The 21,010-nt window shown below is 62.9% G+C and carries 31 protein-coding genes and 1 pseudogene; 15 read left to right on the top strand and 17 right to left on the bottom strand.

The annotated features are described in order from the left end of the window. Positions 1-3 precede the first annotated feature (3 nt). The 5 genes from PKE71_RS17295 to PKE71_RS17315 form a co-directional block, all read right to left on the bottom strand. On the bottom strand, positions 4-417 hold the full coding sequence (locus tag PKE71_RS17295) for a hypothetical protein (RefSeq protein ID WP_271188267.1): 414 nt from the start codon (positions 415-417) through the stop codon (positions 4-6). After that, positions 414-986, bottom strand: a complete 573-nt coding sequence (locus PKE71_RS17300) for a DoxX family protein (protein ID WP_271188268.1) — start codon at positions 984-986, stop codon at positions 414-416. The genes PKE71_RS17295 and PKE71_RS17300 overlap by 4 nt, the downstream gene beginning before the upstream one ends. After that, complete coding sequence (locus PKE71_RS17305) at positions 983-1,741, bottom strand: HvfC/BufC N-terminal domain-containing protein (protein ID WP_271188269.1); 759 nt, start codon at positions 1,739-1,741, stop codon at positions 983-985. Before PKE71_RS17305 ends, PKE71_RS17300 begins: the two co-directional genes overlap by 4 nt. Then, positions 1,731-2,582, bottom strand: coding sequence for an MNIO family bufferin maturase (gene bufB, locus PKE71_RS17310; protein WP_271188270.1), 852 nt, complete (start codon positions 2,580-2,582; stop codon positions 1,731-1,733). The genes PKE71_RS17305 and bufB overlap by 11 nt, the downstream gene beginning before the upstream one ends. 70 nt (positions 2,583-2,652) lie before the next feature. Continuing rightward, complete coding sequence (locus PKE71_RS17315) at positions 2,653-2,946, bottom strand: BufA1 family periplasmic bufferin-type metallophore (protein WP_271188271.1); 294 nt, start codon at positions 2,944-2,946, stop codon at positions 2,653-2,655. Positions 2,947-3,108: 162 nt separating this feature from the next. Here PKE71_RS17315 and PKE71_RS17320 point away from each other — a divergent pair, with 162 nt between their 5' ends. Next, positions 3,109-3,657, top strand: coding sequence for a sigma-70 family RNA polymerase sigma factor (locus tag PKE71_RS17320; RefSeq protein WP_271188272.1), 549 nt, complete (start codon positions 3,109-3,111; stop codon positions 3,655-3,657). A gap of 1 nt (position 3,658) precedes the next feature. Next, on the top strand, positions 3,659-4,303 hold the full coding sequence (locus PKE71_RS17325) for a DUF1109 domain-containing protein (protein WP_271188273.1): 645 nt from the start codon (positions 3,659-3,661) through the stop codon (positions 4,301-4,303). 27 nt (positions 4,304-4,330) lie between these two features. On the opposite strand, the gene PKE71_RS17330 is transcribed toward PKE71_RS17325, so the two are convergent. Together PKE71_RS17330 and PKE71_RS17335 are read right to left on the bottom strand one after the other, a co-directional pair. Continuing rightward, positions 4,331-4,549 (bottom strand): GDCCVxC domain-containing (seleno)protein, encoded by a 219-nt coding sequence (locus tag PKE71_RS17330; protein WP_271188274.1) that lies wholly within the window; start codon positions 4,547-4,549, stop codon positions 4,331-4,333. A gap of 31 nt (positions 4,550-4,580) precedes the next feature. Beyond that, positions 4,581-4,946, bottom strand: a complete 366-nt coding sequence (locus PKE71_RS17335) for a hypothetical protein (RefSeq protein ID WP_271188275.1) — start codon at positions 4,944-4,946, stop codon at positions 4,581-4,583. Between the two features lie 66 nt (positions 4,947-5,012). On the opposite strand from PKE71_RS17335, the gene PKE71_RS17340 reads away from it, so the two are divergent. From PKE71_RS17340 to PKE71_RS17365, 6 genes are all read left to right on the top strand, one after another. Then, complete coding sequence (locus PKE71_RS17340) at positions 5,013-5,414, top strand: MerR family transcriptional regulator (RefSeq protein WP_271188276.1); 402 nt, start codon at positions 5,013-5,015, stop codon at positions 5,412-5,414. Positions 5,415-5,799: 385 nt separating this feature from the next. Then, positions 5,800-6,363 carry a recombinase family protein gene (locus tag PKE71_RS17345; protein ID WP_271188305.1) on the top strand — a complete coding sequence of 188 codons (564 nt, stop codon included), beginning with the start codon at positions 5,800-5,802 and terminating at the stop codon, positions 6,361-6,363. A 13-nt stretch (positions 6,364-6,376) separates the two neighbouring features. Beyond that, positions 6,377-8,014: an IS481 family transposase gene (locus tag PKE71_RS17350; protein WP_271188306.1), complete on the top strand. Its 1,638-nt coding sequence runs from the start codon at positions 6,377-6,379 to the stop codon at positions 8,012-8,014. Further along, entirely contained in the window at positions 7,995-8,969 is a 975-nt protein-coding gene (locus PKE71_RS17355; RefSeq protein WP_271188277.1) for an ExeA family protein, read from the top strand. Before PKE71_RS17350 ends, PKE71_RS17355 begins: the two co-directional genes overlap by 20 nt. A gap of 169 nt (positions 8,970-9,138) precedes the next feature. Beyond that, the gene (locus tag PKE71_RS17360; protein WP_271188278.1) at positions 9,139-10,278 is read left to right on the top strand and encodes a hypothetical protein; all 1,140 of its coding nucleotides are present in this window, start codon (positions 9,139-9,141) and stop codon (positions 10,276-10,278) included. A gap of 11 nt (positions 10,279-10,289) precedes the next feature. Further along, positions 10,290-11,036 (top strand): DUF6118 family protein, encoded by a 747-nt coding sequence (locus tag PKE71_RS17365; protein ID WP_158877736.1) that lies wholly within the window; start codon positions 10,290-10,292, stop codon positions 11,034-11,036. On the opposite strand, the gene lspA is transcribed toward PKE71_RS17365, so the two are convergent. Further along, entirely contained in the window at positions 11,014-11,538 is a 525-nt protein-coding gene (gene lspA, locus PKE71_RS17370; RefSeq protein WP_271188279.1) for a signal peptidase II, read from the bottom strand. The two genes, PKE71_RS17365 and lspA, sit on opposite strands and share 23 nt — an antisense overlap. Next, entirely contained in the window at positions 11,535-12,404 is an 870-nt protein-coding gene (locus PKE71_RS17375) for a cation transporter (protein WP_271188280.1), read from the bottom strand. Before PKE71_RS17375 ends, lspA begins: the two co-directional genes overlap by 4 nt. Before the next feature lie 67 nt (positions 12,405-12,471). Here PKE71_RS17375 and PKE71_RS17380 point away from each other — a divergent pair, with 67 nt between their 5' ends. Beyond that, positions 12,472-12,870: a MerR family transcriptional regulator gene (locus tag PKE71_RS17380; protein WP_271188281.1), complete on the top strand. Its 399-nt coding sequence runs from the start codon at positions 12,472-12,474 to the stop codon at positions 12,868-12,870. 89 nt (positions 12,871-12,959) lie between these two features. Next, positions 12,960-13,478, top strand: a complete 519-nt coding sequence (locus PKE71_RS17385) for a recombinase family protein (RefSeq protein ID WP_370366654.1) — start codon at positions 12,960-12,962, stop codon at positions 13,476-13,478. Between the two features lie 25 nt (positions 13,479-13,503). Here the strand turns inward: PKE71_RS17385 and PKE71_RS17680 are convergent. The 6 genes and pseudogenes from PKE71_RS17680 to PKE71_RS17415 form a co-directional block, all read right to left on the bottom strand. Continuing rightward, positions 13,504-13,911 (bottom strand): annotated as a pseudogene (locus PKE71_RS17680) (IS66 family transposase); the annotation flags it as partial. Positions 13,912-14,009: 98 nt separating this feature from the next. Continuing rightward, complete coding sequence (tnpB, locus tag PKE71_RS17395; RefSeq protein WP_271188284.1) at positions 14,010-14,357, bottom strand: IS66 family insertion sequence element accessory protein TnpB; 348 nt, start codon at positions 14,355-14,357, stop codon at positions 14,010-14,012. Further along, complete coding sequence (gene tnpA, locus PKE71_RS17400) at positions 14,354-14,749, bottom strand: IS66-like element accessory protein TnpA (RefSeq protein ID WP_271188285.1); 396 nt, start codon at positions 14,747-14,749, stop codon at positions 14,354-14,356. Before tnpA ends, tnpB begins: the two co-directional genes overlap by 4 nt. 224 nt (positions 14,750-14,973) lie before the next feature. Continuing rightward, a complete protein-coding gene (locus PKE71_RS17405) occupies positions 14,974-15,459 on the bottom strand; it encodes an RES family NAD+ phosphorylase (RefSeq protein ID WP_271188286.1) in 486 nt (161 codons plus the stop codon). Continuing rightward, entirely contained in the window at positions 15,456-15,914 is a 459-nt protein-coding gene (locus tag PKE71_RS17410) for an antitoxin Xre/MbcA/ParS toxin-binding domain-containing protein (protein WP_271188287.1), read from the bottom strand. Before PKE71_RS17410 ends, PKE71_RS17405 begins: the two co-directional genes overlap by 4 nt. 302 nt (positions 15,915-16,216) lie before the next feature. Continuing rightward, complete coding sequence (locus tag PKE71_RS17415; RefSeq protein ID WP_271188288.1) at positions 16,217-16,423, bottom strand: hypothetical protein; 207 nt, start codon at positions 16,421-16,423, stop codon at positions 16,217-16,219. Between the two features lie 111 nt (positions 16,424-16,534). Here PKE71_RS17415 and PKE71_RS17420 point away from each other — a divergent pair, with 111 nt between their 5' ends. From PKE71_RS17420 to PKE71_RS17430, 3 genes are all read left to right on the top strand, one after another. Beyond that, positions 16,535-17,428, top strand: a complete 894-nt coding sequence (locus PKE71_RS17420) for an ArdC family protein (RefSeq protein WP_271188289.1) — start codon at positions 16,535-16,537, stop codon at positions 17,426-17,428. Positions 17,429-17,524: 96 nt separating this feature from the next. Continuing rightward, positions 17,525-18,142: a hypothetical protein gene (locus PKE71_RS17425; protein ID WP_271188290.1), complete on the top strand. Its 618-nt coding sequence runs from the start codon at positions 17,525-17,527 to the stop codon at positions 18,140-18,142. A gap of 75 nt (positions 18,143-18,217) precedes the next feature. After that, on the top strand, positions 18,218-18,631 hold the full coding sequence (locus tag PKE71_RS17430; RefSeq protein WP_271188291.1) for a helix-turn-helix domain-containing protein: 414 nt from the start codon (positions 18,218-18,220) through the stop codon (positions 18,629-18,631). Here PKE71_RS17430 and PKE71_RS17435 read toward each other — a convergent pair. After that, positions 18,611-18,958, bottom strand: coding sequence for a hypothetical protein (locus PKE71_RS17435; protein WP_271188292.1), 348 nt, complete (start codon positions 18,956-18,958; stop codon positions 18,611-18,613). The genes PKE71_RS17430 and PKE71_RS17435 overlap by 21 nt on opposite strands. Before the next feature lie 105 nt (positions 18,959-19,063). Further along, complete coding sequence (locus PKE71_RS17440) at positions 19,064-19,273, bottom strand: DUF6437 family protein (protein ID WP_271188293.1); 210 nt, start codon at positions 19,271-19,273, stop codon at positions 19,064-19,066. Positions 19,274-19,418: 145 nt separating this feature from the next. On the opposite strand from PKE71_RS17440, the gene PKE71_RS17445 reads away from it, so the two are divergent. Continuing rightward, entirely contained in the window at positions 19,419-20,330 is a 912-nt protein-coding gene (locus PKE71_RS17445) for a DUF7146 domain-containing protein (RefSeq protein ID WP_271188294.1), read from the top strand. 100 nt (positions 20,331-20,430) lie between these two features. Then, positions 20,431-20,643: a hypothetical protein gene (locus PKE71_RS17450; RefSeq protein ID WP_271188295.1), complete on the top strand. Its 213-nt coding sequence runs from the start codon at positions 20,431-20,433 to the stop codon at positions 20,641-20,643. Positions 20,644-21,010 lie beyond the last annotated feature (367 nt).

Here is a 21,010-nt window from a genome sequence, read left to right on the forward strand (position 1 = left end):
CGATTATCCTGTTTGCTGGGGAGATGTATCCTGGCTGGCCAGCCAGAGCAGGCATTCGGCCTCGCTCTGGAAGGCGCGCGCGGGAAAGCCCGCCCGGTGCAGCGCGCGGGTCAGGAAAAGGGCGTGGCCGAACTGGTCGGGCCGGTGCAGGACGATGAAGCGGGTGGTTGGCGACAGGCGCGCGGCGAACCGTGCGGCTACCGCGTCGAACTGCGGGGCGGTCTGCAGCATCGAACACTCCGACCAGTCGATAATCAGCGCGCCGAAACGGCGCGAGGCGACATAGTCGGAAATCGTCTCTGCATTGATGGCGCTGGCCTCGAACCCGTTGTCGCCGAACAGCCGGACATGGGCGATACGGCCGTCCTGAGACGCGAGGAGCGACATGGAGAGGCCCGGCATGGCGGCCCTCGTCACGCTGCCGTCCGCGGCGTGGCAGCGAATCTGGCTCCCAGCAGGGCGTCGAGACTCACCCGGCCGGGTCCGTGCGCGGCGAGGCCGAGGGCAATCGTCACCCAGAGGGCATGCGTACCCCACCAGGCTTCCGGATAGACGAAAATCTGGATGACCAGCGTCATGCCGGCGAGGGCCAGGGCGGACAGGCGGGTGAACAGGCCCAGTACCAGGGCAATCGGCAGGGTGAATTCAGCGAATGTCGCCAGCCAGGCCGCCAGTTCCGGCGGCAGGACAGGCAGCGCGTATTCCTCGCGGAACAGGGTCAGGGTCGAGGATTTCAGCTCGAGCGGAAAGGCGGGCAGGCGCAGGTGATGGCGTATCACTTCATGCCCGTTGACGGTGTCGGCATAGGCCAGCGCCCGAACGGTCTCGACCTTGGTGAGCATGGAGCGCCAGAAAATACCCGCCAGGGTCAACCGGGCCAACAGGGCGAGGCCATCGGCGATCCAGGGGTGGCCGGTCAGAGCGATCAGTTGGGTGTGAAGGTTGCGGGCGTGGTCGAGCGCGCGGCTCACCGGAGATGCAGTCATGGCGCGGTTCCTTTCAATATCTCGTCGGACAGGGCGGCACCGAAGGCCGTCGCGGGATCGAACCCCGCATGCGAGGCCAGGGCGATCTCCGCCGCCTCGCCGATCGTGCGGCCGTCGCGGATCGCCAGCAGGAAGGCATGGTCCGCCAGTTCGAGCGCGCGATGACGCACCTCGCCGCGCCGGCGCCAGACGATCGTGAACCACGCGCCCGGGACCGCGGTCAGCGGGGCCGGTTCGGGGTCGAACCGGTTGCGCCGCCAGATTTCGTAGGCGGGCCAACCGGACACGAGGAGGCGGACCGATGGGTGCAGGCCGGTCGCAAGACCGGCCAGGCGTTCCGGATCGAGCGCTGCGGCGCTGGCGGCGCCGAAGACCGGCGCTTCGCACTCGTGATGCGCTTCCAGCCAGGCCCGGTCGTGCCGGGCCACATCGGCCAGCCAGGGCAGGTCGGACGCCGGCGCATAGGTGCAGACGAAATCGGCAAAGCCGGATCCATAGAGCGACAGGCTGGGTTGGCGCGGCGGGAATATGTCCCAATAGGCCCGGGCCAACGACGCGAAGAAGTCGGCGCCCACCAGGCGTTCCACCGCCGGATAGGCGGCGCGAAGCGCATCGATCGCGCCGCGCACGACATTGTTCCGGTAGACGGCAAACCGCGCTGCTGAAGCGGCCGTGTCCAGATGGGGAAGAATTGTCTTGGTGTCCCCGCTTCGAAGGGCCTCGGCGAAATCGTCGTAAAATGCGTCAGCCGGCATGTGCGACCTCCGGGACCGGAAGCAGGATGGATCGGGCGCGTTCGCGTTCGGCGAGCAATTCCTCGAAGGCAGGGATGCGATTGTCCCGCTCGATCAGCGTGGGGCGTGGACCGATCGCTTCGACGGCGGTGGCGAAAAGCGTCCAGACCGGTCCGGCGACCGGTGCTCCATGGGTGTCGATCAGGAGTTCGTCGCCCAGCTCGCTGTCCACCTCATGGCCGGCAAGATGGAATTCGCCGACGGCCTCGCCGGGAATGGCCGCGAGATAGTCGCGGGCCTCGAAGCCGAGATTGTGGGCGCTGACATGGATATTGTTGATGTCGATGAGGAGACCGCAGCCGGTGCGCCGCGCCGTTTCGGCCAGAAATTCGGGTTCAGGAATCTCCTCCGGAATGGGCAGGTAGCGGGACGGGTTCTCCACCAGGATGCGGCGGCCCAGAGCCTCCTGCATCCGATCGACATGATCGCAGAAACGATCGAGCGCGTCCCTTGTCATAGGAACGGGCAGGAGATCGTTGAAATACTGGCCCGAATGAACCGACCAGGCCAGGTGTTCGGAGACCAGGGCGGGTTCGAACCGCCCGACCAGCGTCTTCCAGCGCGCGAGGTGGTCCTCGTCGAGCGGTTCCGGACCGCCGAGAGACAGGCCGACTCCATGAAAGGAGAGCGGATGGTCCCGGCGGATGGCCTCCAGCCAGGCCAGGCGCGGCCCGCCTTCGCTCATGTAGTTTTCCGGATGAACCTCGAACCAGAGGCCATCCGCACGCGCGTCCAGGGCAGGACGATAATGCTCGGGCTTGAGACCGAGACCTGCGGACAGGAGAGGGTTGCAGGCAGGCATGGTGCGGATGGCCTCCCGCCGGGCGTGGATCAAGGGGGACAGAGATCCCCGCCCGGCTGTTCGAGAAGGGTTACGGGCGTTCGATCGGGGTCAGGGAGCCCGGACCGTAGGGGGTCTCGATCGAGGTGCAGGTTCCTTCGGGCACGTATGTCCATGCGTTGCCCTGGTAATCGACGGTCGAGGTGCCCGCGCAACTCGTGCCGGGACCAGCGGCACAGTCGTTCTCGCCCGCCAGGGCGACGCCGTAGCAGCGCTCCGTGTCTTCGGCCGACGTGGAACCGGCCGCGGCGTGGGCCGCGGCGGCGGCCAGCGAGATGGCCAGCGCCGAGGCAGCGAAAGTTGCGATCTTGGTTTGCGGTTTCATGCTTCACCTTTGCTTGATTTCTGCGTTGGGACCGTTGCTGACGCTCCGGCCTCATGCTCAATTTCGCACCGGCCCGCCGATTGGTTACGTCCCGTTGCAGAAAAATTTCGCGGGGCGTCCTGTAACCTTCACCGCGGGTCCGGCGAATTGGCTGGAGTACGGATGAAGATGGTCGAGACGGAAGCGATCCTGCGAGAGCTGATGATCGCCAGCCAGGCCGGCAGTGCATCGGAATACCGGCGCCTGCTGGAGGCGCTGAAAATCCGCCTCGACATCTTCTTTCGCCGCCGGCTTGCCGACCCGTCGGCGGCCGAGGATCTGGTCCAGGAGGCGCTGATGACCATCCATGTCAAACGCGATACCTACGATCCGGCACAGCCCTTCACGGCCTGGGCCTATGCCATCGCGCGCTACAAGCTGGTCGACCATTTCCGCCGCAACCGGATCCGCGCGCATGTTCCAATCGACGAGGTGGATTTCCTCGGCGAAGCCGACACCGGGTTTGCTGCTGCCGAGGCCAGGCTGGATGTCGAGCGCATGATGGAGACCCTGCCGGAAGGGCAGGCGAACGCCCTGCGCCTTACCAAGCTGGACGAACTTTCGGTCGCCGAAGCAGCGGAAAAGAGCCGCAGCGGGATTTCGGCCATCAAGGTCAATGTACATCGCGGTCTCAAAGCCCTGATGGCCCGGCGCGGCGACCAGGAGAATTGAGATGACCGATCCGCTCATCGAAAGCCTCGCCGCCGATCTCGAACCGGTCAAGCCGCGCCGTTACGGACGCTGGCTGGCGGTTGGGGCGGCTGCGGGCCTGATCGCCGGCGCGCTGGCCTTCTGGCTCCTCCCCGGCATTCAGGTGCGTCCCGATATCGCGATTGCCGTCCTGGACGTTCCGTTCTGGATAAAACTGGTCTTCACCGGCCTTCTTGCTGCAACAGGCTGCCTGTCGCTTATTCGGCTGGTGCGCCCGGGCGGGCGGGCGGCAGCCGCGTTGTGGCTGCCGTGCGTCCTGTGGATCGGTTTCGCCCTGATGGCCGCAGCCGATCTCGCGATGCATCCGGTCGACGTCTGGCCCGAGCGCATCCTCGGTTCGACGGCACTTCGATGCGTCACCTATATCGTCCTGATCTCGCTGCCGATCCTGGCCGTGCTGGCGCTGGTGGCGCGCCGGGGTGCGCCGACCCGTCTGACGCAGGCCGGCTGGGCGCTGGGCCTTGCGGCCGGCGGTATCGCCGCAACGATCTATGCCCTGGGCTGCCCTGAGGCCTCTCCGGCCTTCCTCACGGTGTGGTACGCGCTTGGCATCGGCCTCACCGCGGCGGCCAGTGCTGTGGCCGGGCGATATTTTCTTCGCTGGTAACCTGAGCTGCACCGGCCGGTGCCTCGGTCAGCAGCAGGATTTGCCCGTCTGAACCGGCGGACACGGTACGGATCCGTACGAGCAGAATACGCAGCAGTCGCCGGGCCGGGGCTTGATCAGCGCGCCGCAGGACGGGCAGTCCCAGAAATACTGGCAGGCGTCCGCAGGCATGGAGAGATCGTGGTGGACCGAGCCGCACTGCGGGCAGGTCAGGGTCGATTTGGTTTCGATTTGTCGATCCGACATCCGTATCCTCCTTTTTATAGTTCCAAACCGGTCACCGTCCCGTCCAATCGAGCAGCCAGCTTTGCAGGCGGAGTTCGTAATGCGGCAGGATGGCGGCTGCGGTCAGCAGGGCCGCACCCACGCCCCACCAGATCCAGAAGCGTCCCCCGGGCCGGCCACGCCACAAGGCAAAGACCGGGGCGAGCGCCAGAAGGCCGGCGGCAGACCAGAATATCTCGGTCTGCCAGCGGGCGAACCAGGCGAGCCGGGCGACGAGGCCTGTCGCCACCCCGGCCTGCACCAGGAGGATCGGGATGATGCAGCAGGACGCGCCGAGAAACGCGAAAAAGCCGCCGAGTGCACCGCCGCCGGAGAGGAGCGGCGATAGTCTTTGGGTATTGCGGTCTGAGTTCGCCATGGAGCCAGGCTAGTTCCTGTAGTAAGTACAGGATCAAGACGCAAACGCACAAAACGGATCACGACTATGCGAGCCCTCCTCAGACGCGGCGAACTGGCGCGGCAGCTCGCCTGCAATATCGAAACGATCCGCTACTACGAGACCATCGGCCTGATCGGCCCGACAGAGCGCTCAAGCGGCGGCCACCGGCTTTATTCAAAAGCAGACAGGACACGATTGCGCTTCGTTCTGCGCCTGCGCGAACTCGGTTTCTCGCTCGACGAGGTCCGCAGCCTGATCGCGATGGTCGAAAGGGGCGCCCACACCTGCGGCCAGATTGCCGACATGGCCGACGCGCATCGCCGCAATATCCGGCGCAAGATCGAAGACCTGCAGCGTCTGGAACGCTCGCTCTCCGGCATGCTCGCCGGATGCCACCGTGGCGATACGCCGGACTGCGCCATCCTGGAAGCGTTGGCTCCAGAGTAGCGCCACGGTGGCATCCGTCGAGGTCTTCCTCACTGTCCCCAGAAATCGCGCATCGTCGATCACTCGACCGCCATAGCGCGAGCGGATGACCCGGTTGGGCAAGGTGGTGATCTTGTGGTGCCGCGCGAAGGAGTAGGACAGGATCTTCCAGCGGAAGATGTTCATTGCGCCTCCCGTCGATCCCGCACAGCTACCGATCAGGAAGAGCAGGAAGAAGTGCCCGGCCGCGATGGAACCCCGGGTGGAGAAATCGCCCGTTTTCTTGACAGTGGACCTGCTTCGATCGTGAGGGACGCGCGAACTGCGCGCGACGCGCCAATATACACTGTCCAGGTTTCAGCGTATGATCGCGGGCGACGATGACGCCTTTCTGGACACCGACGCCATGCTGATCGGTTACGCGCGCGTTTCGACCGACGATCAGAATCTCGACCTGCAGCGCGATGCACTCGCGGCGGCCGGCTGCGAGCGCATTTTCGAAGACCATGCGGGCGGCGCGGTCGCCGACCGGCCGGGCCTCAAAACCGCCCTCGAACAGGCGCGCGCCGGCGACACCCTGGTGGTCTGGCGGCTCGACCGGCTCGGCCGGTCGCTCAAGGACCTCATCGCCCGGGCCGAGGCGCTGCAGGACGACGGCGTCGGGCTGAAGAGCCTGCAGGAGGCGATCGACACGACATCCAGCGGCGGCCAGCTCATCTTCCACATTTTCGGCGCCCTGGCGGAATTCGAGCGCAATCTCATCCGCGAGCGGACCCAAGCGGGATTGCGGGCCGCTCGGGCCCGCGGCCGTCTCGGCGGGCGCCCCAAACTTCTCGACGCACGCCAGCGGGCGCATGCAGTGGAACTCTACAAATCGCGGCAGCACACCGTGAAGGAGATCTGCCAGATCATGGGAATCTGCCGGCAGACACTCTATTCCTATGTCGAGGAGTTCTCCGATGGGCCGTAGATCGCAAGGCCCGATCCCGGCGGAGATCCTGATCGGCCTGCGCAAGCGCCTGCAGAGCCTGCCGCCGCGCAGCGCCGTGCGGCGCGAGGCCGTCGAAAGCACGGCCCGGCTGTTCGATGTCAGCGCATCGACCGTCTATCGCGCCCTGCAGGCACTGCATCGCCCAAAGAGCCTCCGGCGAGCCGATCACGGCCGTGCCCGCTCCATGAGCGATGAGGATTTGAACCGCTACTGCGAGATCGTCGCCGCGCTCAAACTGCGCACCTCAAACAGAAAAGGACGCCGACTGTCGACGAACCGCGCCATCGAATTGCTCGAGGATCACGGCGTCGAAACACCCGACGGACTGGTTCGGGTACCGAAGGGCCTGCTCAAGCGGTCGACGCTGAACCGCTGGATGGCGCGGCTCGAACTCGATCATGCGCGCGTCATACGCCCGTCGGCCGCGGTGCGATTCGAAGCGCGCCATTCCAATGAATGCTGGCAGTTCGATATGAGCCCGTCCGATCTCAAGCGGATCGCCCGGCCGGCCTGGGTCGAGCCCGGACGGGGCGAGCCCACCCTGATGCTTTTCAGCGTCATCGACGATCGCAGCGGGGCGGCCTACCTGGAGTATCGCTGCGTCTACGGGGAGGATCCCGAGAGCGCCTTGCGCTTTCTTTATAACGCCATGGCCCCCAAGGAGGGGCCTGCGCTGCAGGGCATCCCGAAAATGCTCTATCTCGATAACGGACCGGTCGCCAAAAGCCTCGTCTTCGGGGCCGTGATGGCCCAGCTCGGAGTCGACTGGAACACCCATAGGCCAGCCGGCTCGGACGGGTTCACGCCGACGGCGCGGGCGAAGGGAAAGGTCGAACGGCCCTTCAAGACCGTCAAGGAGATGCACGAGACCCTCTATCATTTCCACAAGCCGGAAACCGAGACCGAGGCCAATGAGTGGCTGCGCAACTATGTCGATCGCTACAACGAGCGACCGCACCGCCGCGAACCGCACAGCCGGATCGAGGATTGGATCGCCAATATTCCCGATGACGGGCTGCGTGAGATGTGTTCCTGGGAGCGCTTCTGCGCCTTCGCCCGCGAACCGGAGCGCCGCAGGGTAGGCGCCGATGCCCGGATCTCCGTTCAAGGCACCTATTACGAGGTCGACCCGGATCTGGCCGGCGAGGAGGTCATGCTCTGGTGGGGGCTGTTCGATCGCGAACTCTATGTCGAGCACAACGACCGGCGCTACGGCCCGTATTCACCGTCGGGCGGCCCCATTCCCTTGCATCGTTACCGCAAGCGCAGGAAGAGCGAGAAACAGCGGCGCGTCGACAGCGTCGTCGATCTGGCCGCCTGCATCTCCCTGCCCAAATCCGCCCTCGCCGGTGAGGACGAGGCCCGCCAGACCGCCGAGATCATCCCGCTTCTTGCCACCCCCTTTCGCGATCGCGATCCCTGGCAGGAATGGAGCTATGCCGGTGAACTGGCGGCCCGGCGCGCGATTTCCCGGCAGCTCGGTCGTCCGCTGGCGGAACTGTCGGACGAGGCGCGTACATTCATTGCCGATCTGGTCGGACGAACGCTGAACAAGGTGGAGATCGAGGAAGCGATCCGCGACCGCTTCCTGCGCCGCACGGGAGGAAAAAATGCTCACCTCGCAGATTAGGACGCATTTCGGGATCGCCAGGGACTGGACGAGCGCTGGCTATTTCGAGACCGCCCACCTTAAACAACTGCAGGCCGATATCGCCGATGCCATCGCGGCCGGCCGCCTGGTCGCCATTTCCGGGCCGGTCGGCGCCGGCAAGACGGCGATGATTCGGCGCCTCGAGGGCCAGCTCCTCCAGGACAAGCGGATCATCGTGGCGCGAAGCCTGTCGATCGACAAACCGCGCGTGGGCCTGCCGGCCCTGATCACCGCGCTCTTTCTGGACATCTCAAAGGATCCCGATTTCAAGGTGCCCAAGCAGCCCGAGCGGCGCGAACGGGTGCTGCAGGAGCTGTTCGCAAAGGCCCGAAAACCCGTGGTCCTCTTCATCGACGAAGCGCACGATCTGCACGGCCACACACTCAACGGGCTGAAACGCCTCGTCGAGACGATCGAGGCGGGCGGCGGAGCGCTCTCCGTCGTCCTCATCGGTCATCCGCGGCTGCAGAACGATCTCAAGCGCTCCACCATGGAAGAGATCGGCCACAGGACCACGAAGTTCGAGTTCGCCGGCCTGGGCGATCAGCGCGCCGACTTCCTCGACTGGCTGTTGGCGCAGTGCGTCGCGGAGGGCACCGACGTTGACGACATCATCACGCCCGAGGCACGCGATTTTCTGGCCGACCGGCTCTCGACACCCCTGCAGTTCGCCGAGCATCTCAATCGGGCGTTCACGGACGCCTACCGCCTCGGTGCCGGTGTGGTCACGGCCGAGATCGTCGAGGAAACGATCTCCTTCGGGTTCGACGATCTCGACGCCCGTCTCGCACGGTACGGCTACACCTCGAAAGCCCTGGCCGAGCAGTTCGACGCCCGTCCCACCGAAATCCGCCACTTCCTGCGCGGCAAGCTCGATCCGGAACGTGCGGACGAGCTGGGCACGGCCATGCGCCGGGCCGGGTTGCCGATCTGAGACCGGACGCCAATCTTGTCAGTACGTTGCGCGAGGCTTCGCTCATTCGCAGAGAATGTGGGCCAGGCTAGATGATTGCAGGCTGGTCGCACTCAATGTGGGCCCGTTCGCATAGAATGTGGGCAAAAGCCCGCGGATAGTCGCAGCTAATTCGGGCTCAAATCGAGCGATGAAAGCGAGCCTTCTTCAGGATGATTGCGGGCCGCTACAGCTAGAGCGCCGCCTGTCCCGGTCGGGCGTGAAAGAAACCACGCTCGATTATACTCGCGACTTTGCCGAGCGGCGCGGGATCGCGGAGCAGATGGGCGTCCGCAGCGAGATCGAGATTCCGGCCGAGCGCGTCGGGCTACGTGCGGAACGGGAGTCGACGGCCGGGGATCATGCTCTTGATCGGAGATCCTCGCAAAAAGTCCGCGCGGATCTCGCGCAGGATCTTCGTGCAGATCCTCGCGAGGATCTCGCCGCCGATCGACAGCAGCGCCAACGGCCATTCGAGGGCCTGAAACTCGGGCGCGGCGCGGCGACCGAGAGCCGCGAGCCAGACCGCGCCGGCGAGGACGGCTCGCAGATCGACCAGAAACGGCCGCAACAGGCCGAGAAGCAGCGGCGCGGTATGTTTGCCGGCCTCAAGCTCAATGCGCGTCCTGCACCCTCACAGGAGCGCACAGAGCGGCCGGAAAGAGAGGGGAGCTTGCGGCAGGCGCCGGCGCCTGACCGGCTGGCCGAGCGGGCGCGGCGGCAGTCGCCGCTTGAGCAGGCTGTTGACCGCTATGCGCGGGCCTATCAGTCGGTCGCGGAGCATCGGCGCGAGGGCTTGCCGGTCCTCGACATGCAGCGGCAGGAAATGCGCGATGCCGGCCAGCAGCTCGACCAGGTGCAGGGCGGCATGAAAGATTTGCTGCGCTCGACGTTGCAAAACGACCCGGCGACGGCACGCGCCATGACCGAGCTTTCCGGCCGGGAGCGTGTCGCGCATGTCATCGACGGAATGAAGCGCGAAAACGCCGCGCTGCAAGACCCGAATATCAGGGCCGAGCGGTTCGTTGAACGCTGGCAGGAGCTACAGGGCCAGCGCCGGGAGCTTCGCGGCTGGCAGCACGACGACGCCCGCGCCAAGGTCGAAAGCCAGATGAACGGTATGACCAAGAGCCTTGAGCGTGACCCGCAGGTAGATTCCATCCTGCGCAATCGCCGGCAGGAACTCGGAATCGGGCAGCAGCAGCGCCGGGGGCAGAGCATCGCCCACGAGCTGCAAGAGGAAATGTCACGCAGCCGGCAGATTAGCCGGGGCATCGGTTTGGGAAGGTAGGCACGGAGCATATGGCGGAGCTGGACGACGACAGGGAAGGAATCGAGCCGGAAGCACTGGACGAGGACGCCGGCGACCCGGCCGCCGCGTTCGATGCGCTCCGGCGCACGATCGAGACGCAGGGCGCGCAGATCGGCGCGGAAATGACCGTGATGCGGCGCGGGCTGGAAGCGGCTTTCGACCAGCTCGAAAAGATCGAGCCGGCGCAGGACTACAAGCCCCAGCTCGCCCAGCTTGTGCAGGCGCTCGACACTGTTGCGGAGCGGCTGCACGGCGTAGAGCAGTCGCCTATTCTCCGGCAGGGTGCGCAGCATTATGCGGCCGCCCTCGAGCGCAGCGGCGAGGCCCTGATACGCACCGCCGTGCAGCAGCTCGAGCGGCAGGCGTCCGACCTCGAGCGCGCCGGCCGGAACCTCGCCGGGCATGTCGCCGGCGCGCGGGAGCGCGACCGGCAAAATTGGTGGCTTGTCGCCGCTTTCGCTATCGGCCTGCTGGCCGGCGCGCTGGTGATGTTGTTCCTTCCGCGCCTGTTGCCGTTCTCGGCCGCGCCGCGTGTCGCCAGCGTTGTCATGGGGGAAACGCCGTGGCAGGCCGGCATGAGTCTCATGGCATTTGATAGTCCGGTATCATGGCAGCGCGTGGCGGCGGCCGATCAGCTCATTGCGGCGAACAGGGAGACGGTGACAGCATGTTGGGAGGCGGCAGCGAAAGCTGGCACGGATCAGCGTTGCACCATCACCGTGGCGGCACCTCAGTAACCTTGGCTCTAGTTGAGGCTGAACCAGAGGCGATTTTAGCCGGGTTCTTCGGCGGAATGATTTGTAGCGCCAGCAGAAAAGCAGCGCCGAAGCTGATCCATACATCTGCCAGATTGAACACGAAGAAATGCCAATCCCCAAAATGTAGGTTCAGGAAGTCGGTGACAGAGCCGCGTGCGCCTCGGTCGATCAGGTTTGCCAGAGCGCCTGCCACGACCAAGGAGAGGGCTATCCGGTGCCAACCTTGCGACCGATAGGCCCAGACGGTCATGGCAAGCGTCAGCAATCCTGTAACGACCACTAAAGCTGCTTGGCTTGTATCGCCCTCGAAAGCGAGCAGACTAAACGACACGCCTTTGTTGAAGGTCAGGTGCAGCGATACGAAGGGCAAGAAGTCGGAGGCAGGGCCATAGGGTTCGAGACTCACCCGCGCCCATGCCTTCGTTGCAAGATCGAGCGCCACACCTGTGGCGACTATCAATGCAGCAGTGCCAACCCTCATGAGCGGCCGGCCTGTGCGAGGTCTTGCCGCGCATCCCGGATGATCGACCATGCCGATTGCAAGAACAGGGCCGCCACGACAAAGGCCATCAGCAAATCCGGCCACGGACTGTTGAGCCACCAGACGAGGGCAGCAGCGGCGACCACGGCCAGATTGCCGATGGCGTCGTTGCGAGAGAACAGCCAGACGGCTCGCATGTTGGCGTCGCCCTTACGGTGCGGGATCAGCACCACGGCAGCCAGAACATTGACGAAGAAGGCGACAATGGCGAAGCCGCTCATGAGTAGGGTTTGCGGCTCATGTTCGACGAAGACACGGTAGGCCGTGGAGCCGATCACGCCAAAGCCGAGCAGGGCCAAAAAGATGCCTTGAAGCAAGGCCGCTTTAGCGCGGGCGGCAAGACCCCAGCCCACAGCAATCAGGCCGAGGAAGGAAATCAGACCATCCCCGATGAAGTCGAGAGCGTCAGCCTGTAGCGCTTGCGAGCCCGACAGGATCGAGCCGCCAATCTGGATGATGCCATATCCGGCATTAAGCAGCACGACGATCCAGAGCGCCCGCTTATAGGCAGGGCTCACATGCGACAGGTCGGGAATATGATGGTCGTCGTCGCCGTCTGCGTTCGCAGTTTTCGGTTCGCCTACCCGGTCGAGCTGATAGCCGAGGTTTGTTACAGCGGATTCCAAGGCGGGAAGTCGCCGCGCCGGATCATCGACTTCGAGCGTCATAATCTGCGAGGCGATCGACACCTTCACATCGTTGATGCCTTCGACTTTACGAGCTGCGCCTTCAATCTTGGCCGCGCAGGATGAGCAATCCATGCCGGTAACTTGGTAGCGGATTATGTCGGTTGCGGCGGCAGCCATGTGTCGATCCTCGAAATTCTGATCCTGCCGTGCTACATCCTGTAGTCACTACAGGAGCAAGAAAAAAATGCAGATAGGCGACTTATCGCGACAGTCGGGTGTGAACATCGAAACGATCCGCTACTATGAGCGTATCGGGATACTGCCGAAACCTGCTCGCCAGTCGAACGGACGGCGCAGCTACGGCCCCGCCGATGCAGACCGTCTAGGCTTCATCAGGCACGCCCGCGATCTTGGTTTTGACCTGAAGAATATTCAGGTGTTGCTGGCCTTGCAGGAGCAGCCCGAGGCATCCTGCGACGATGCAAGCCGGATCGCACAGGACCAACTTGAATCGGTTGAAAGCCGGATCGCTCGCTTAATCAAATTGCGTGAAGAACTGCGCCGGATGGTCAGCGAGTGCAGCCGTGGCCGTGTGGCCGAATGTCGTGTAATTGACGCCTTGGTGCCGTCGCGTAACTCCTAAAACCCGCGACACATCGGCCGCCCCCGGAAAATCAGGGCTTTTCGTGTCGCATGTCTTTGTCGCAAGTGGTAGAAAACTTGCGACATGATTTGCGACAGGGGGAAGCCGTGAGCAGCCGACCAGATTCCGACGCCGGCCGCGTGTTCATCGGCTATGCCCGCGTTTCGACTCGCGGCCAGGACCTCGATGCGCAGCGGGCCGCCCTGGGTGCGGCCGGCTGCGTCCGCATCTTCGAGGAAAAGGCTTCCGGGGCGAAGCGGGATCGGCCCGAGCTGGCGCGGATGCTCGACCATCTGCGTGCCGGCGACGTGGTGACGATCACCAGGCTAGACCGCCTCGCCCGATCGACCGGCGACCTTCTGGCGATCGCGGAGCGGATCAAGGAGGCCGGCGCTGGCCTGCGTTCGCTGGCCGAGCCGTGGGCCGATACCACGACGCCGGCGGGGCGCATGGTGTTGACCGTGTTCGCCGGCATCGCGGATTTCGAGCGCAGCTTGATCGTGGAGCGCACGAGCGCCGGCCGGATCGCGGCGAAAGCCCGAGGCGTGAAGGCAGCGGGGCCTGGTGCATGCGCTCGCAGCACGTGCACGCCATACGCGGGCGTTTGATGCGGTTCACAACAAAGCGCCCCGGTACGTATTCCAGTTCTTCGGTTATATCCTCACCCAGCGCCTTGAGCCCGCCGCCGCAGGATAGACAGGCCTCGCCGGGCGAGAGGATCTCGTCATGACGCGGCAGGTGATCGGGCAAGGACTTGCGGCTGGGCTTGGCCGGTTCGTGCGCCTGCGCCGACCCCGTCTCGACTTCGGTCTCAACCGTTGGGGCCTCAGCGGCCTCGGCGATCTCCTCGTCCTCCAGCCGCATCTCAAGCTGATCGAGACGTTCCGAGCGGGAGCCGAACTGGTTACGCCGAAGTCCGGCCAGCTGGTGCTTGAGCTTCTCGATGAGAAGGTCGCGATTATAGAGCTCGCGCTCGAGCATACCGACCGCGCCCTTGAGGGCGTCGATGTCATCGGGAAGCTGGCTTGGCGCGGTGATCATGGGCTCAACATCTATCTGAGCCGCAGCGTGATGTGAATCGAAAATCGGAAATTTAGTGCAATAAATACAATGATATGCGTCTATACTTTATAGACACTTCACCCCGCCACCAAGGGCCGCCAAGTGTGCTGCGGCATGCGCCAGTCGATCCCCTCCAGCAGCATCGCCAGCTGCGCCCGGCCGAGCGCCACCTTGCCGTCGGCCGCCGACGGCCAGACAAACCGCCCCCGCTCCAGCCGCTTGGAGAAGAGGCACGCCCCCTGGCCATCCCACCAGATGATCTTCACCAGATCACCGCGCCGGCCCCGGAAGATGAAGATCTGACCGGAATGAGGATCTTCGCTGAGCTTGCTCTGAGCCAGTGCCGCCAGCCCGTTAAACCCCTTGCGCATATCCGTCACCCCGCCGGCCAGCCAGACCCGCGTCTCGGCGGGAACCGGGATCATGCTGCCGCCCCGATCGCCCGGATCACCCGCGTCAGCGCGGCTTCTTCGACATGGCTCTCAACGCGTAGCCGCGTACCGCACACCAGCGCGATCTCGATCGGGCTGGGCGATGTTGATGGAGCTTCGGGTGGTATGGGCGCTTCGGCGGCAGGCCCCGTGGTGACGGGAGCATGGTCCTCCGCCCTGATCTCGACGGGTAGGAAGACGGGCTCCCGCTCGGCGAGGGGCGGGTTGAAACGCGGGTCCTTGCGCCAGTTGAACAACGCATTGGCGTTCATCTCATAACGCCGCGCAATCTCGGCGACAGAGACCTCCGGATCAAAACTCTCAGCCACGACCTGGCGCTTGAACTCATCGGTATAACGGCGGCGCTGCCGCGTCTTGGTACTCATGAATAAGTGTCCACTTCGCGATTAAGCGGACACTTAGCGCCCGCATCAGGCGCGAAAGTCTGGCGATGTCGTCGGCAGCGACAAGGGCGGGTTCACCGGACGGTTACAGAGGACGGCTTCCCAGCGAAGGAACAACTCGTCCATCTTGAGGCCGTGCAACACGCCGAGCTGCCATCAAGCTCGGCTTCACCTGACGAGTGACAAGATCTTGCATTCATCCGCTGCTATCGATCGAACAGACGTCGATCCCAGGGCACAGGAGTCTCTAGTCCCGGCTTGAGCTTCGTAAAATCCAGATGATCGGTATTGATGATGACGTTTTCTTCCATTCTCGCCACGACACTGGGCACGAACAGCAAGCAGGAACTTTTCTTCGAATACCAGTCATGGCCGAACTTTTGCGCCACTTGGCAGTCGGCGTCCTGCCAATTGGGTAGAACGTCTCCGGTTACACGTTCATAGGTGACGCCGGCCGGTACGTGGATGTCGATCCAGTGCTGGTTTGGCGGCAGGACGCCGCTGCTGTGCACAAGCTTCTCGAGCATTGCCGTAGAATAGTGCTCAGCTGCGTAGATGACGCGATCGCCTTGGTCGTGCCAGCGCCCTGGCACCTTCATGGCGCCACCAGGGCTGAATATCGGGTACTCGCCGCTCGGATCGCCGATCCGGTAGAGCGTGCGATGTTCCGGCAGCTGACGATGGTTGCTCACGCCGCGATGCCGGCATCCAGACGGTCGATCAATCGCAGAACAACTTCAGCTCCGGCAATGGACGACCGGGCGACCTCATAGGGGGTCCGGCCCTCGAGAAGCGGGTGCGGACCTTTCATGAAGCGCAATATAGCGTCCTGGTCCTCGTGGTAGACGCGGCTCAATGCCGACAGCACCCGCGCCATCGCATAAAGGGTCTCTGATGTGTCTTTGCTCAGCGGCTTGTCTTCCTTCGTCTTCCGGTCGAAGGTCGCTCTGGACAACAATGCATTTGGACCAACAATCAATTCTCGACCCAGAAGCTTCGCCATAGGCTCGACGGCACGGACGGTCAGACCTTTCGCAACAGCATCAGCGATGCCTAAATCGCTCCGGATCGCACGCGTAAGGTTCAACCAGTACCCGACCTGCGTACTGTCGACACTAGGGCTGCGGTGGTGGGAAATGAACTGCACTGGGCACCTCCTGCTCATCTGAGCAATATAATCCAATCAGCTGATACACGCAATGCGCAGAACGTTTTCATATGCGATGGTCAGCCTGCGGAAAATAGATGCTGGTTGGCAGTGGTCCTGGCCGACCGACTAAAATTCGAGCGGCACTCGTTTCAGCGGCGTCAGGTCCAGACACTTCGGCCAAGGAAGCGCGTCGATTGCTACGGACCCCTCAGACGCCGTGCCCCGCGATCGATCAAGCGCGCGAACAACCAGAGCGACAGTTGGCACAATTGCACAAATCCGCCACTATTAACTGGATTTTACACAAGTGCACCATTGATGATCTCGCCGGGATCATCCGCTGCGTGAGGTCGCTCGAACACAACCGATACGTTCTGATTGGCCAGCTCAATCTGGCCGTGCTTCACGCATCCCGCCAACAGAGCAGCAATTTCCGGCCGCAATTCGGACCGCGGGAAAGTTGCTCGCTCGCTTGTCGCCATAGACTCAAACTCAATTTCGCGCATTTTGATCTCCGGATTTGCGGTCTGCTACGCACCTATCCGGTGATCTGCCGTTCTGTCTATTCAGGGGAGGGGGCGGTGGGGTGCTCCTGACGCCATTGTCAGGAGGAAAGCATGAAGATCGAACAGCTCCATTCCGAAACCACCGACAAAATCATCGCCCTACTGCGGGCCGGGACCAAGCCTTGGTCGCCCAGCTGGTCGCAAACGTCGGTCATCAGTCGCCCCGTCAGGTCGAATGGCCAACCTTATCACGGTATCAACGTTCTGCTTTTGTGGATCGCCGCCATGGAAAAGGATTTCAGCCACCGAGCTTGGTACACCTACCGCCAAGCCGCAGCCTTGGGCGGCCAAGTCCGACGCGGCGAACGGGGCACGCCGGTGATCGCCTACAAGCCGGCTGATCCGGACGTCGAGGACGACGATCCTCGCGCTCGTGCGTTTGCCAGGTGCTATACCGTGTTCAACAAAGAACAAATCGACGGACTTGAGGCGGATCCTTCTTTACCCCAATCGTCCGCCCGCAGCGACTTGCGCGCAATGATCGCCTACCGATCGCTGATGGACCATCATTCTCCTCGCCATGTGGAAACACCTGGACGGGCGTTCTATTCGCCAACAACCGACACCGTTCACTGGCCCTGCCAGGCGGATTTCCGGTCACCGACACACCACTTCGCAACCGCTTGCCACGAGATGGCTCATTGGACGGGTCATGCTTCGCGCCTGGACAGGCGCGGCATTTCCGGAACTCCGTCCCAGGAGGCCTATGCTTATGAGGAACTAATTGCCGAACTGGCTTCCGCGTTTATCGGGGCAACGGTTGGAGTTGATGGTTCGCATCTCGACGATCACGCGAGTTACCTCGATAGCTGGGTAAGAGTCCTCGCCGACCCGCGGGCCATCTTTCGTGCGGCCTCCGAGGCAGAGAGAGCGTCCAACTTCCTGTTTCCACAATCCTTGGTGGCGGGCCTCTCGGAAGGCGAAATCTGCGACGCTGCAGCCTAAGCGCTAAGGGGGCGACTTGCGTGGCCGGTTCAGACAGGCATAAAGTCGATAAAGTATCGACTTTATGCCTGTCTCATCTATTCAGCGAGGTTCCAAATGACATCGAAGCTCTGGGCGGCGACTGCGATCGCGCTCACAACAACAGCTTGTTCCACGACCGGTGGCAGCTATTTGACCAACTCCACGGAGATCACCAAAACCATCATCGACTACGAGATTTCCGGCATTTCCTACGCAATGGCCGCCGACATCATCGCAAACGAAACTCGCGCGTCCGTCACGCAGGTTTCTGTCCAGCGAAACATCGAGCCAGACGTGCTGCCGACCGATCCGGGGCGCATTGAGCTCGTCAACCCGTTCGCCGACACGCACCTTTCAGGGTTTGCTTCGCTCGCCGGCGCACAAGCCATCGAAGTGGCCAACTGTCCCGACGCTCGCTTAGTCGTCACTGCATCAAACGATAGCTGGGCCCGCTATGGCGAAACCGCCCAGTACACAAACTGCCTCTGGCATTATGAAGGCGGGCTGCACTTTGCAAGCTACTCCGCCTTCACGGTACAGCGCGGCATGAGCATGGGCCAACTGGTGCGCCAGGCTGCCGAACCGGTGCTGGGTGATAGCGAAAGACTGATCGTCGAATCGCGACAGCGGATCATATCCGCCCTTACCGCCGCTGGCGCGACGGTCCAAGAAACCCGGCGCCGCTCCTCTTGATCAATGACACCGTGTCGGCGGTGCTGAGCTGGCACCGCCGCTACCCTACCTCGTTCACGCCCTTTGGAGGCCTCAATGGCAAATGCGCGTAGTCCCGACAAAATCGACATCCTGGTGGGCACCCGTTTGCTCATGCGCCGTGATGAACTCCGCATCAGCCAAGAACAGCTGGGCGATGCCGTAGGAGTGACATTCCAGCAGATCCAAAAATATGAGGGCGCAACCAACCGGATCTCGGCCAGCCGGCTTTTCCGTATTGCCCGCTTTCTGGATGTCCCGCTCGATTACTTTTTCACGCCCATCGACGCATCTGGAGACATTCCAGATGACAGCGTGAGCCTGCCGGACTCTTACGGCTTTATTCGCCACCGCCACGGCCCGAGGCTCATCCGTGCGTTTGAGAGGCTGCCTGACAACCAGGTAGGTGCCGTGCTGTCGTTAGTCGAAGCACTTGGCGAACACAAAGGCTCAGGCGCGTTCAACGCCTGAGCCTTCGATTTCGACGGAGCCATCGTCGTCAACCACCACAACAATTGCGGGGCTATTTCCGCCGGCTGGACATCCCAATCTTTTGGACAATCGGCCTCGAAGTCTGATCCGGTCGCCCTCCTGCAGCACCGATAGCACGCGTTCGGCGAGCTCGGGCTGCATCACTTCGACATCCCATTCCACAACCTGCTCAAAATACCGCCGCGCGCCGCGCGACGAACAATCGCTATTCTTGACCCTGAATTTTGCCTTGGATCTATGACCGCGGATCCGCCCGGGTGGTGTCGAGACCACCCCGATCAGTTCCACTTTGGCGTTTCCCTTCATGCGGACAATTCCCGTTCTTGCCCGCAAGCTCTCCAAACACTTCGCTACCACCATGGGTCGATAAAAGATAGATATCGGTGTGTGCGCGATGGGGAAGATGTGGTGTCAGGATGTACCCTTCAGCATGACGATCGCGCGCTGAAGCGTGTCGTCGGGGGCGTGAGCCGCAGCTTGGAGCAGCTTCTTCAGTGTCGCTTCCGGGATCGCGTACGCCCCCGTTTCCATTACCATTTCACCCAATTCCACGCGCGCCTTCTCCCGAGCGGCGGTGGCTGCCTCTTCAGCCTTTCTGAGTTTTGCAATTGCTGACGCCATGTTGAGCTCCTTCGTTTTGGCGCGGTGCGATCCTAATGGACCGTTAACCAACGCGGACCATGTTAGAAAGTCGATAAAATATCGACAACGGAAAAAAGCAAGTGTAGGGAGGGGTGCGGTGAACCTGGTGAGGGGAGGTAAACCGATGGCCAGAACCGTTCTTCATACGATTGTAGAGGACATTGGCGGCGAAGTGCTTGCCGGCGGAACCGCAGCGCTTTGCCCTGGGCCGGGCCATTCGCCTGTTGACCGCTCGATGAGCCTCAAGCTCGGCGATAATAACGAGATCATCGTCAATTCGTTTTCATCACGCACTGACTGGATGCAATGCCGCAGGTGGCTGGAGGATCTGGGCTACCTCAAGCCCTTTTCCCGTCGATCGTCACCAACGCGACCCGCTGTTGCGAAGACGGTGTCCAGCCAGCGCATCTATGATCCGTCCAAGATCGACTATGCGCGCAGCCTCTGGAACAAGGCGGTGCCAGCTGCAGGTTCGCTCGTCGCCAGATACCACGTATTCCGCGGGCTCTCCGTGGCCGACGCGAACTCCAATTCAGTCCGTTTCCTCGAGCACTGCGATACAATGCCCTATGGCACGCGTTTTGGCCGCCCCAAGACACTACCTGCAATGGTGTGCCGGATCGACAATCCGGACGGTGCTCTATGCGGCGTCCACCTCACATTTCTCAACGCCCGCACCGGTGATCGCATGCGCACAGGCAAACAGCGCCTGATCCTTGGCCGCATGATGGGGGGCGCAATCCGTATGGATGCTCCTGGCCGGCGTTTGCTGGTCGCTGAAGGCTACGAGACAGCCCGTGCCGCCTCGCACCGGTTCAATCTGCCCGCGTGGTCGCTGTTGAGCTCGAAGAACTTCTTCGAGTGGATACCCCCGGCCGGCGTAGACGAGCTGACGATCGCCGGAGATCCGGGCGAAGAGGGCAAGGCCGCGGCCGACGCACTGGCTGAGACCTGCTGGCAGCACGGCGTCCGGCCGATAATCGAGATCCCGGACAATGACCGAGACTGGGCCGCTCAGAACACCAGCTGTGGATAATATAGTGCTTCAAACCCCAATATATTGCGGAAAGTTTGACTCGTCCCCCCCGACTCGGACCAGCTGGTCAATTAGTGACAGCTCGATTCGGAGGCCGGCCATGTCCGACAATTCCACTGCGCATCGCAACAATGCCCGCCGGTATCTCAACCGACGCAAGCAGGAAGGCTATCGCGCCGTGAATGTTCTGCTCCCGCCTCACCTGATTGAGGCCCTGGACCAGCTCGGCGATGGTCAGCCCCGGGCTCGCACAGTCACGCGCCTGATCGAACAGGCGCGTCAGGAACACGAAGCGAGAGGAGGGGGCGCATGATGTGACGAAGCCGCCCTGGTAAGGCGGCTTCTGAAACTCTCTAGGCCGGGGCCTGAATTGTGCGGCACACATTTTCTAGCCCAACAATCTGACAAGCGCAAGCGGAACAACGAATCCGCTCGATGCTCCTTGCCCGGCCGTCACATCGTCTCATTCGACATGACCGGCATCCCTTGCTTCTTCCCACACCCACCCGGCCGCCCGATGGCGGTCGGGTGTGGCTGTATGTCGTCAGTTTCAACGGAGGAGAGAGCCTGCAGCCAAAAATAAACCCGGCCAGGGGCCGGGCTATCAGGGTCGGTAGGCCGAGAGCCAAACGTCGGCAAAGTCGGCAACCAAAAATCTCACTCTCCGTCTAGCGATCCCG

This window comes from Maricaulis virginensis (genome assembly GCF_027922185.1).
GTDB lineage: Bacteria > Pseudomonadota > Alphaproteobacteria > Caulobacterales > Maricaulaceae > Maricaulis > Maricaulis virginensis.

Coding starts and splice junctions, on each gene's coding strand:
- PKE71_RS17300 (WP_271188268.1), bottom strand. CDS start 986: ATGACTGCATCTCCGGTGAGCCGCGCGCTCGACCACGCCCGCAACCTT.
- PKE71_RS17305 (WP_271188269.1), bottom strand. CDS start 1,741: ATGCCGGCTGACGCATTTTACGACGATTTCGCCGAGGCCCTTCGAAGC.
- bufB (WP_271188270.1), bottom strand. CDS start 2,582: ATGCCTGCCTGCAACCCTCTCCTGTCCGCAGGTCTCGGTCTCAAGCCC.
- PKE71_RS17315 (WP_271188271.1), bottom strand. CDS start 2,946: ATGAAACCGCAAACCAAGATCGCAACTTTCGCTGCCTCGGCGCTGGCC.
- PKE71_RS17320 (WP_271188272.1), top strand. CDS start 3,109: ATGAAGATGGTCGAGACGGAAGCGATCCTGCGAGAGCTGATGATCGCC.
- PKE71_RS17325 (WP_271188273.1), top strand. CDS start 3,659: ATGACCGATCCGCTCATCGAAAGCCTCGCCGCCGATCTCGAACCGGTC.
- PKE71_RS17330 (WP_271188274.1), bottom strand. CDS start 4,549: ATGTCGGATCGACAAATCGAAACCAAATCGACCCTGACCTGCCCGCAG.
- PKE71_RS17335 (WP_271188275.1), bottom strand. CDS start 4,946: ATGGCGAACTCAGACCGCAATACCCAAAGACTATCGCCGCTCCTCTCC.
- PKE71_RS17340 (WP_271188276.1), top strand. CDS start 5,013: ATGCGAGCCCTCCTCAGACGCGGCGAACTGGCGCGGCAGCTCGCCTGC.
- PKE71_RS17345 (WP_271188305.1), top strand. CDS start 5,800: ATGCTGATCGGTTACGCGCGCGTTTCGACCGACGATCAGAATCTCGAC.
- PKE71_RS17355 (WP_271188277.1), top strand. CDS start 7,995: ATGCTCACCTCGCAGATTAGGACGCATTTCGGGATCGCCAGGGACTGG.
- PKE71_RS17360 (WP_271188278.1), top strand. CDS start 9,139: ATGAAAGCGAGCCTTCTTCAGGATGATTGCGGGCCGCTACAGCTAGAG.
- PKE71_RS17365 (WP_158877736.1), top strand. CDS start 10,290: ATGGCGGAGCTGGACGACGACAGGGAAGGAATCGAGCCGGAAGCACTG.
- lspA (WP_271188279.1), bottom strand. CDS start 11,538: ATGAGGGTTGGCACTGCTGCATTGATAGTCGCCACAGGTGTGGCGCTC.
- PKE71_RS17375 (WP_271188280.1), bottom strand. CDS start 12,404: ATGGCTGCCGCCGCAACCGACATAATCCGCTACCAAGTTACCGGCATG.
- PKE71_RS17380 (WP_271188281.1), top strand. CDS start 12,472: ATGCAGATAGGCGACTTATCGCGACAGTCGGGTGTGAACATCGAAACG.
- tnpB (WP_271188284.1), bottom strand. CDS start 14,357: ATGATCCCGGTTCCCGCCGAGACGCGGGTCTGGCTGGCCGGCGGGGTG.
- tnpA (WP_271188285.1), bottom strand. CDS start 14,749: ATGAGTACCAAGACGCGGCAGCGCCGCCGTTATACCGATGAGTTCAAG.
- PKE71_RS17415 (WP_271188288.1), bottom strand. CDS start 16,423: ATGCGCGAAATTGAGTTTGAGTCTATGGCGACAAGCGAGCGAGCAACT.
- PKE71_RS17420 (WP_271188289.1), top strand. CDS start 16,535: ATGAAGATCGAACAGCTCCATTCCGAAACCACCGACAAAATCATCGCC.
- PKE71_RS17425 (WP_271188290.1), top strand. CDS start 17,525: ATGACATCGAAGCTCTGGGCGGCGACTGCGATCGCGCTCACAACAACA.
- PKE71_RS17430 (WP_271188291.1), top strand. CDS start 18,218: ATGGCAAATGCGCGTAGTCCCGACAAAATCGACATCCTGGTGGGCACC.
- PKE71_RS17435 (WP_271188292.1), bottom strand. CDS start 18,958: ATGAAGGGAAACGCCAAAGTGGAACTGATCGGGGTGGTCTCGACACCA.
- PKE71_RS17440 (WP_271188293.1), bottom strand. CDS start 19,273: ATGGCGTCAGCAATTGCAAAACTCAGAAAGGCTGAAGAGGCAGCCACC.
- PKE71_RS17445 (WP_271188294.1), top strand. CDS start 19,419: ATGGCCAGAACCGTTCTTCATACGATTGTAGAGGACATTGGCGGCGAA.
- PKE71_RS17450 (WP_271188295.1), top strand. CDS start 20,431: ATGTCCGACAATTCCACTGCGCATCGCAACAATGCCCGCCGGTATCTC.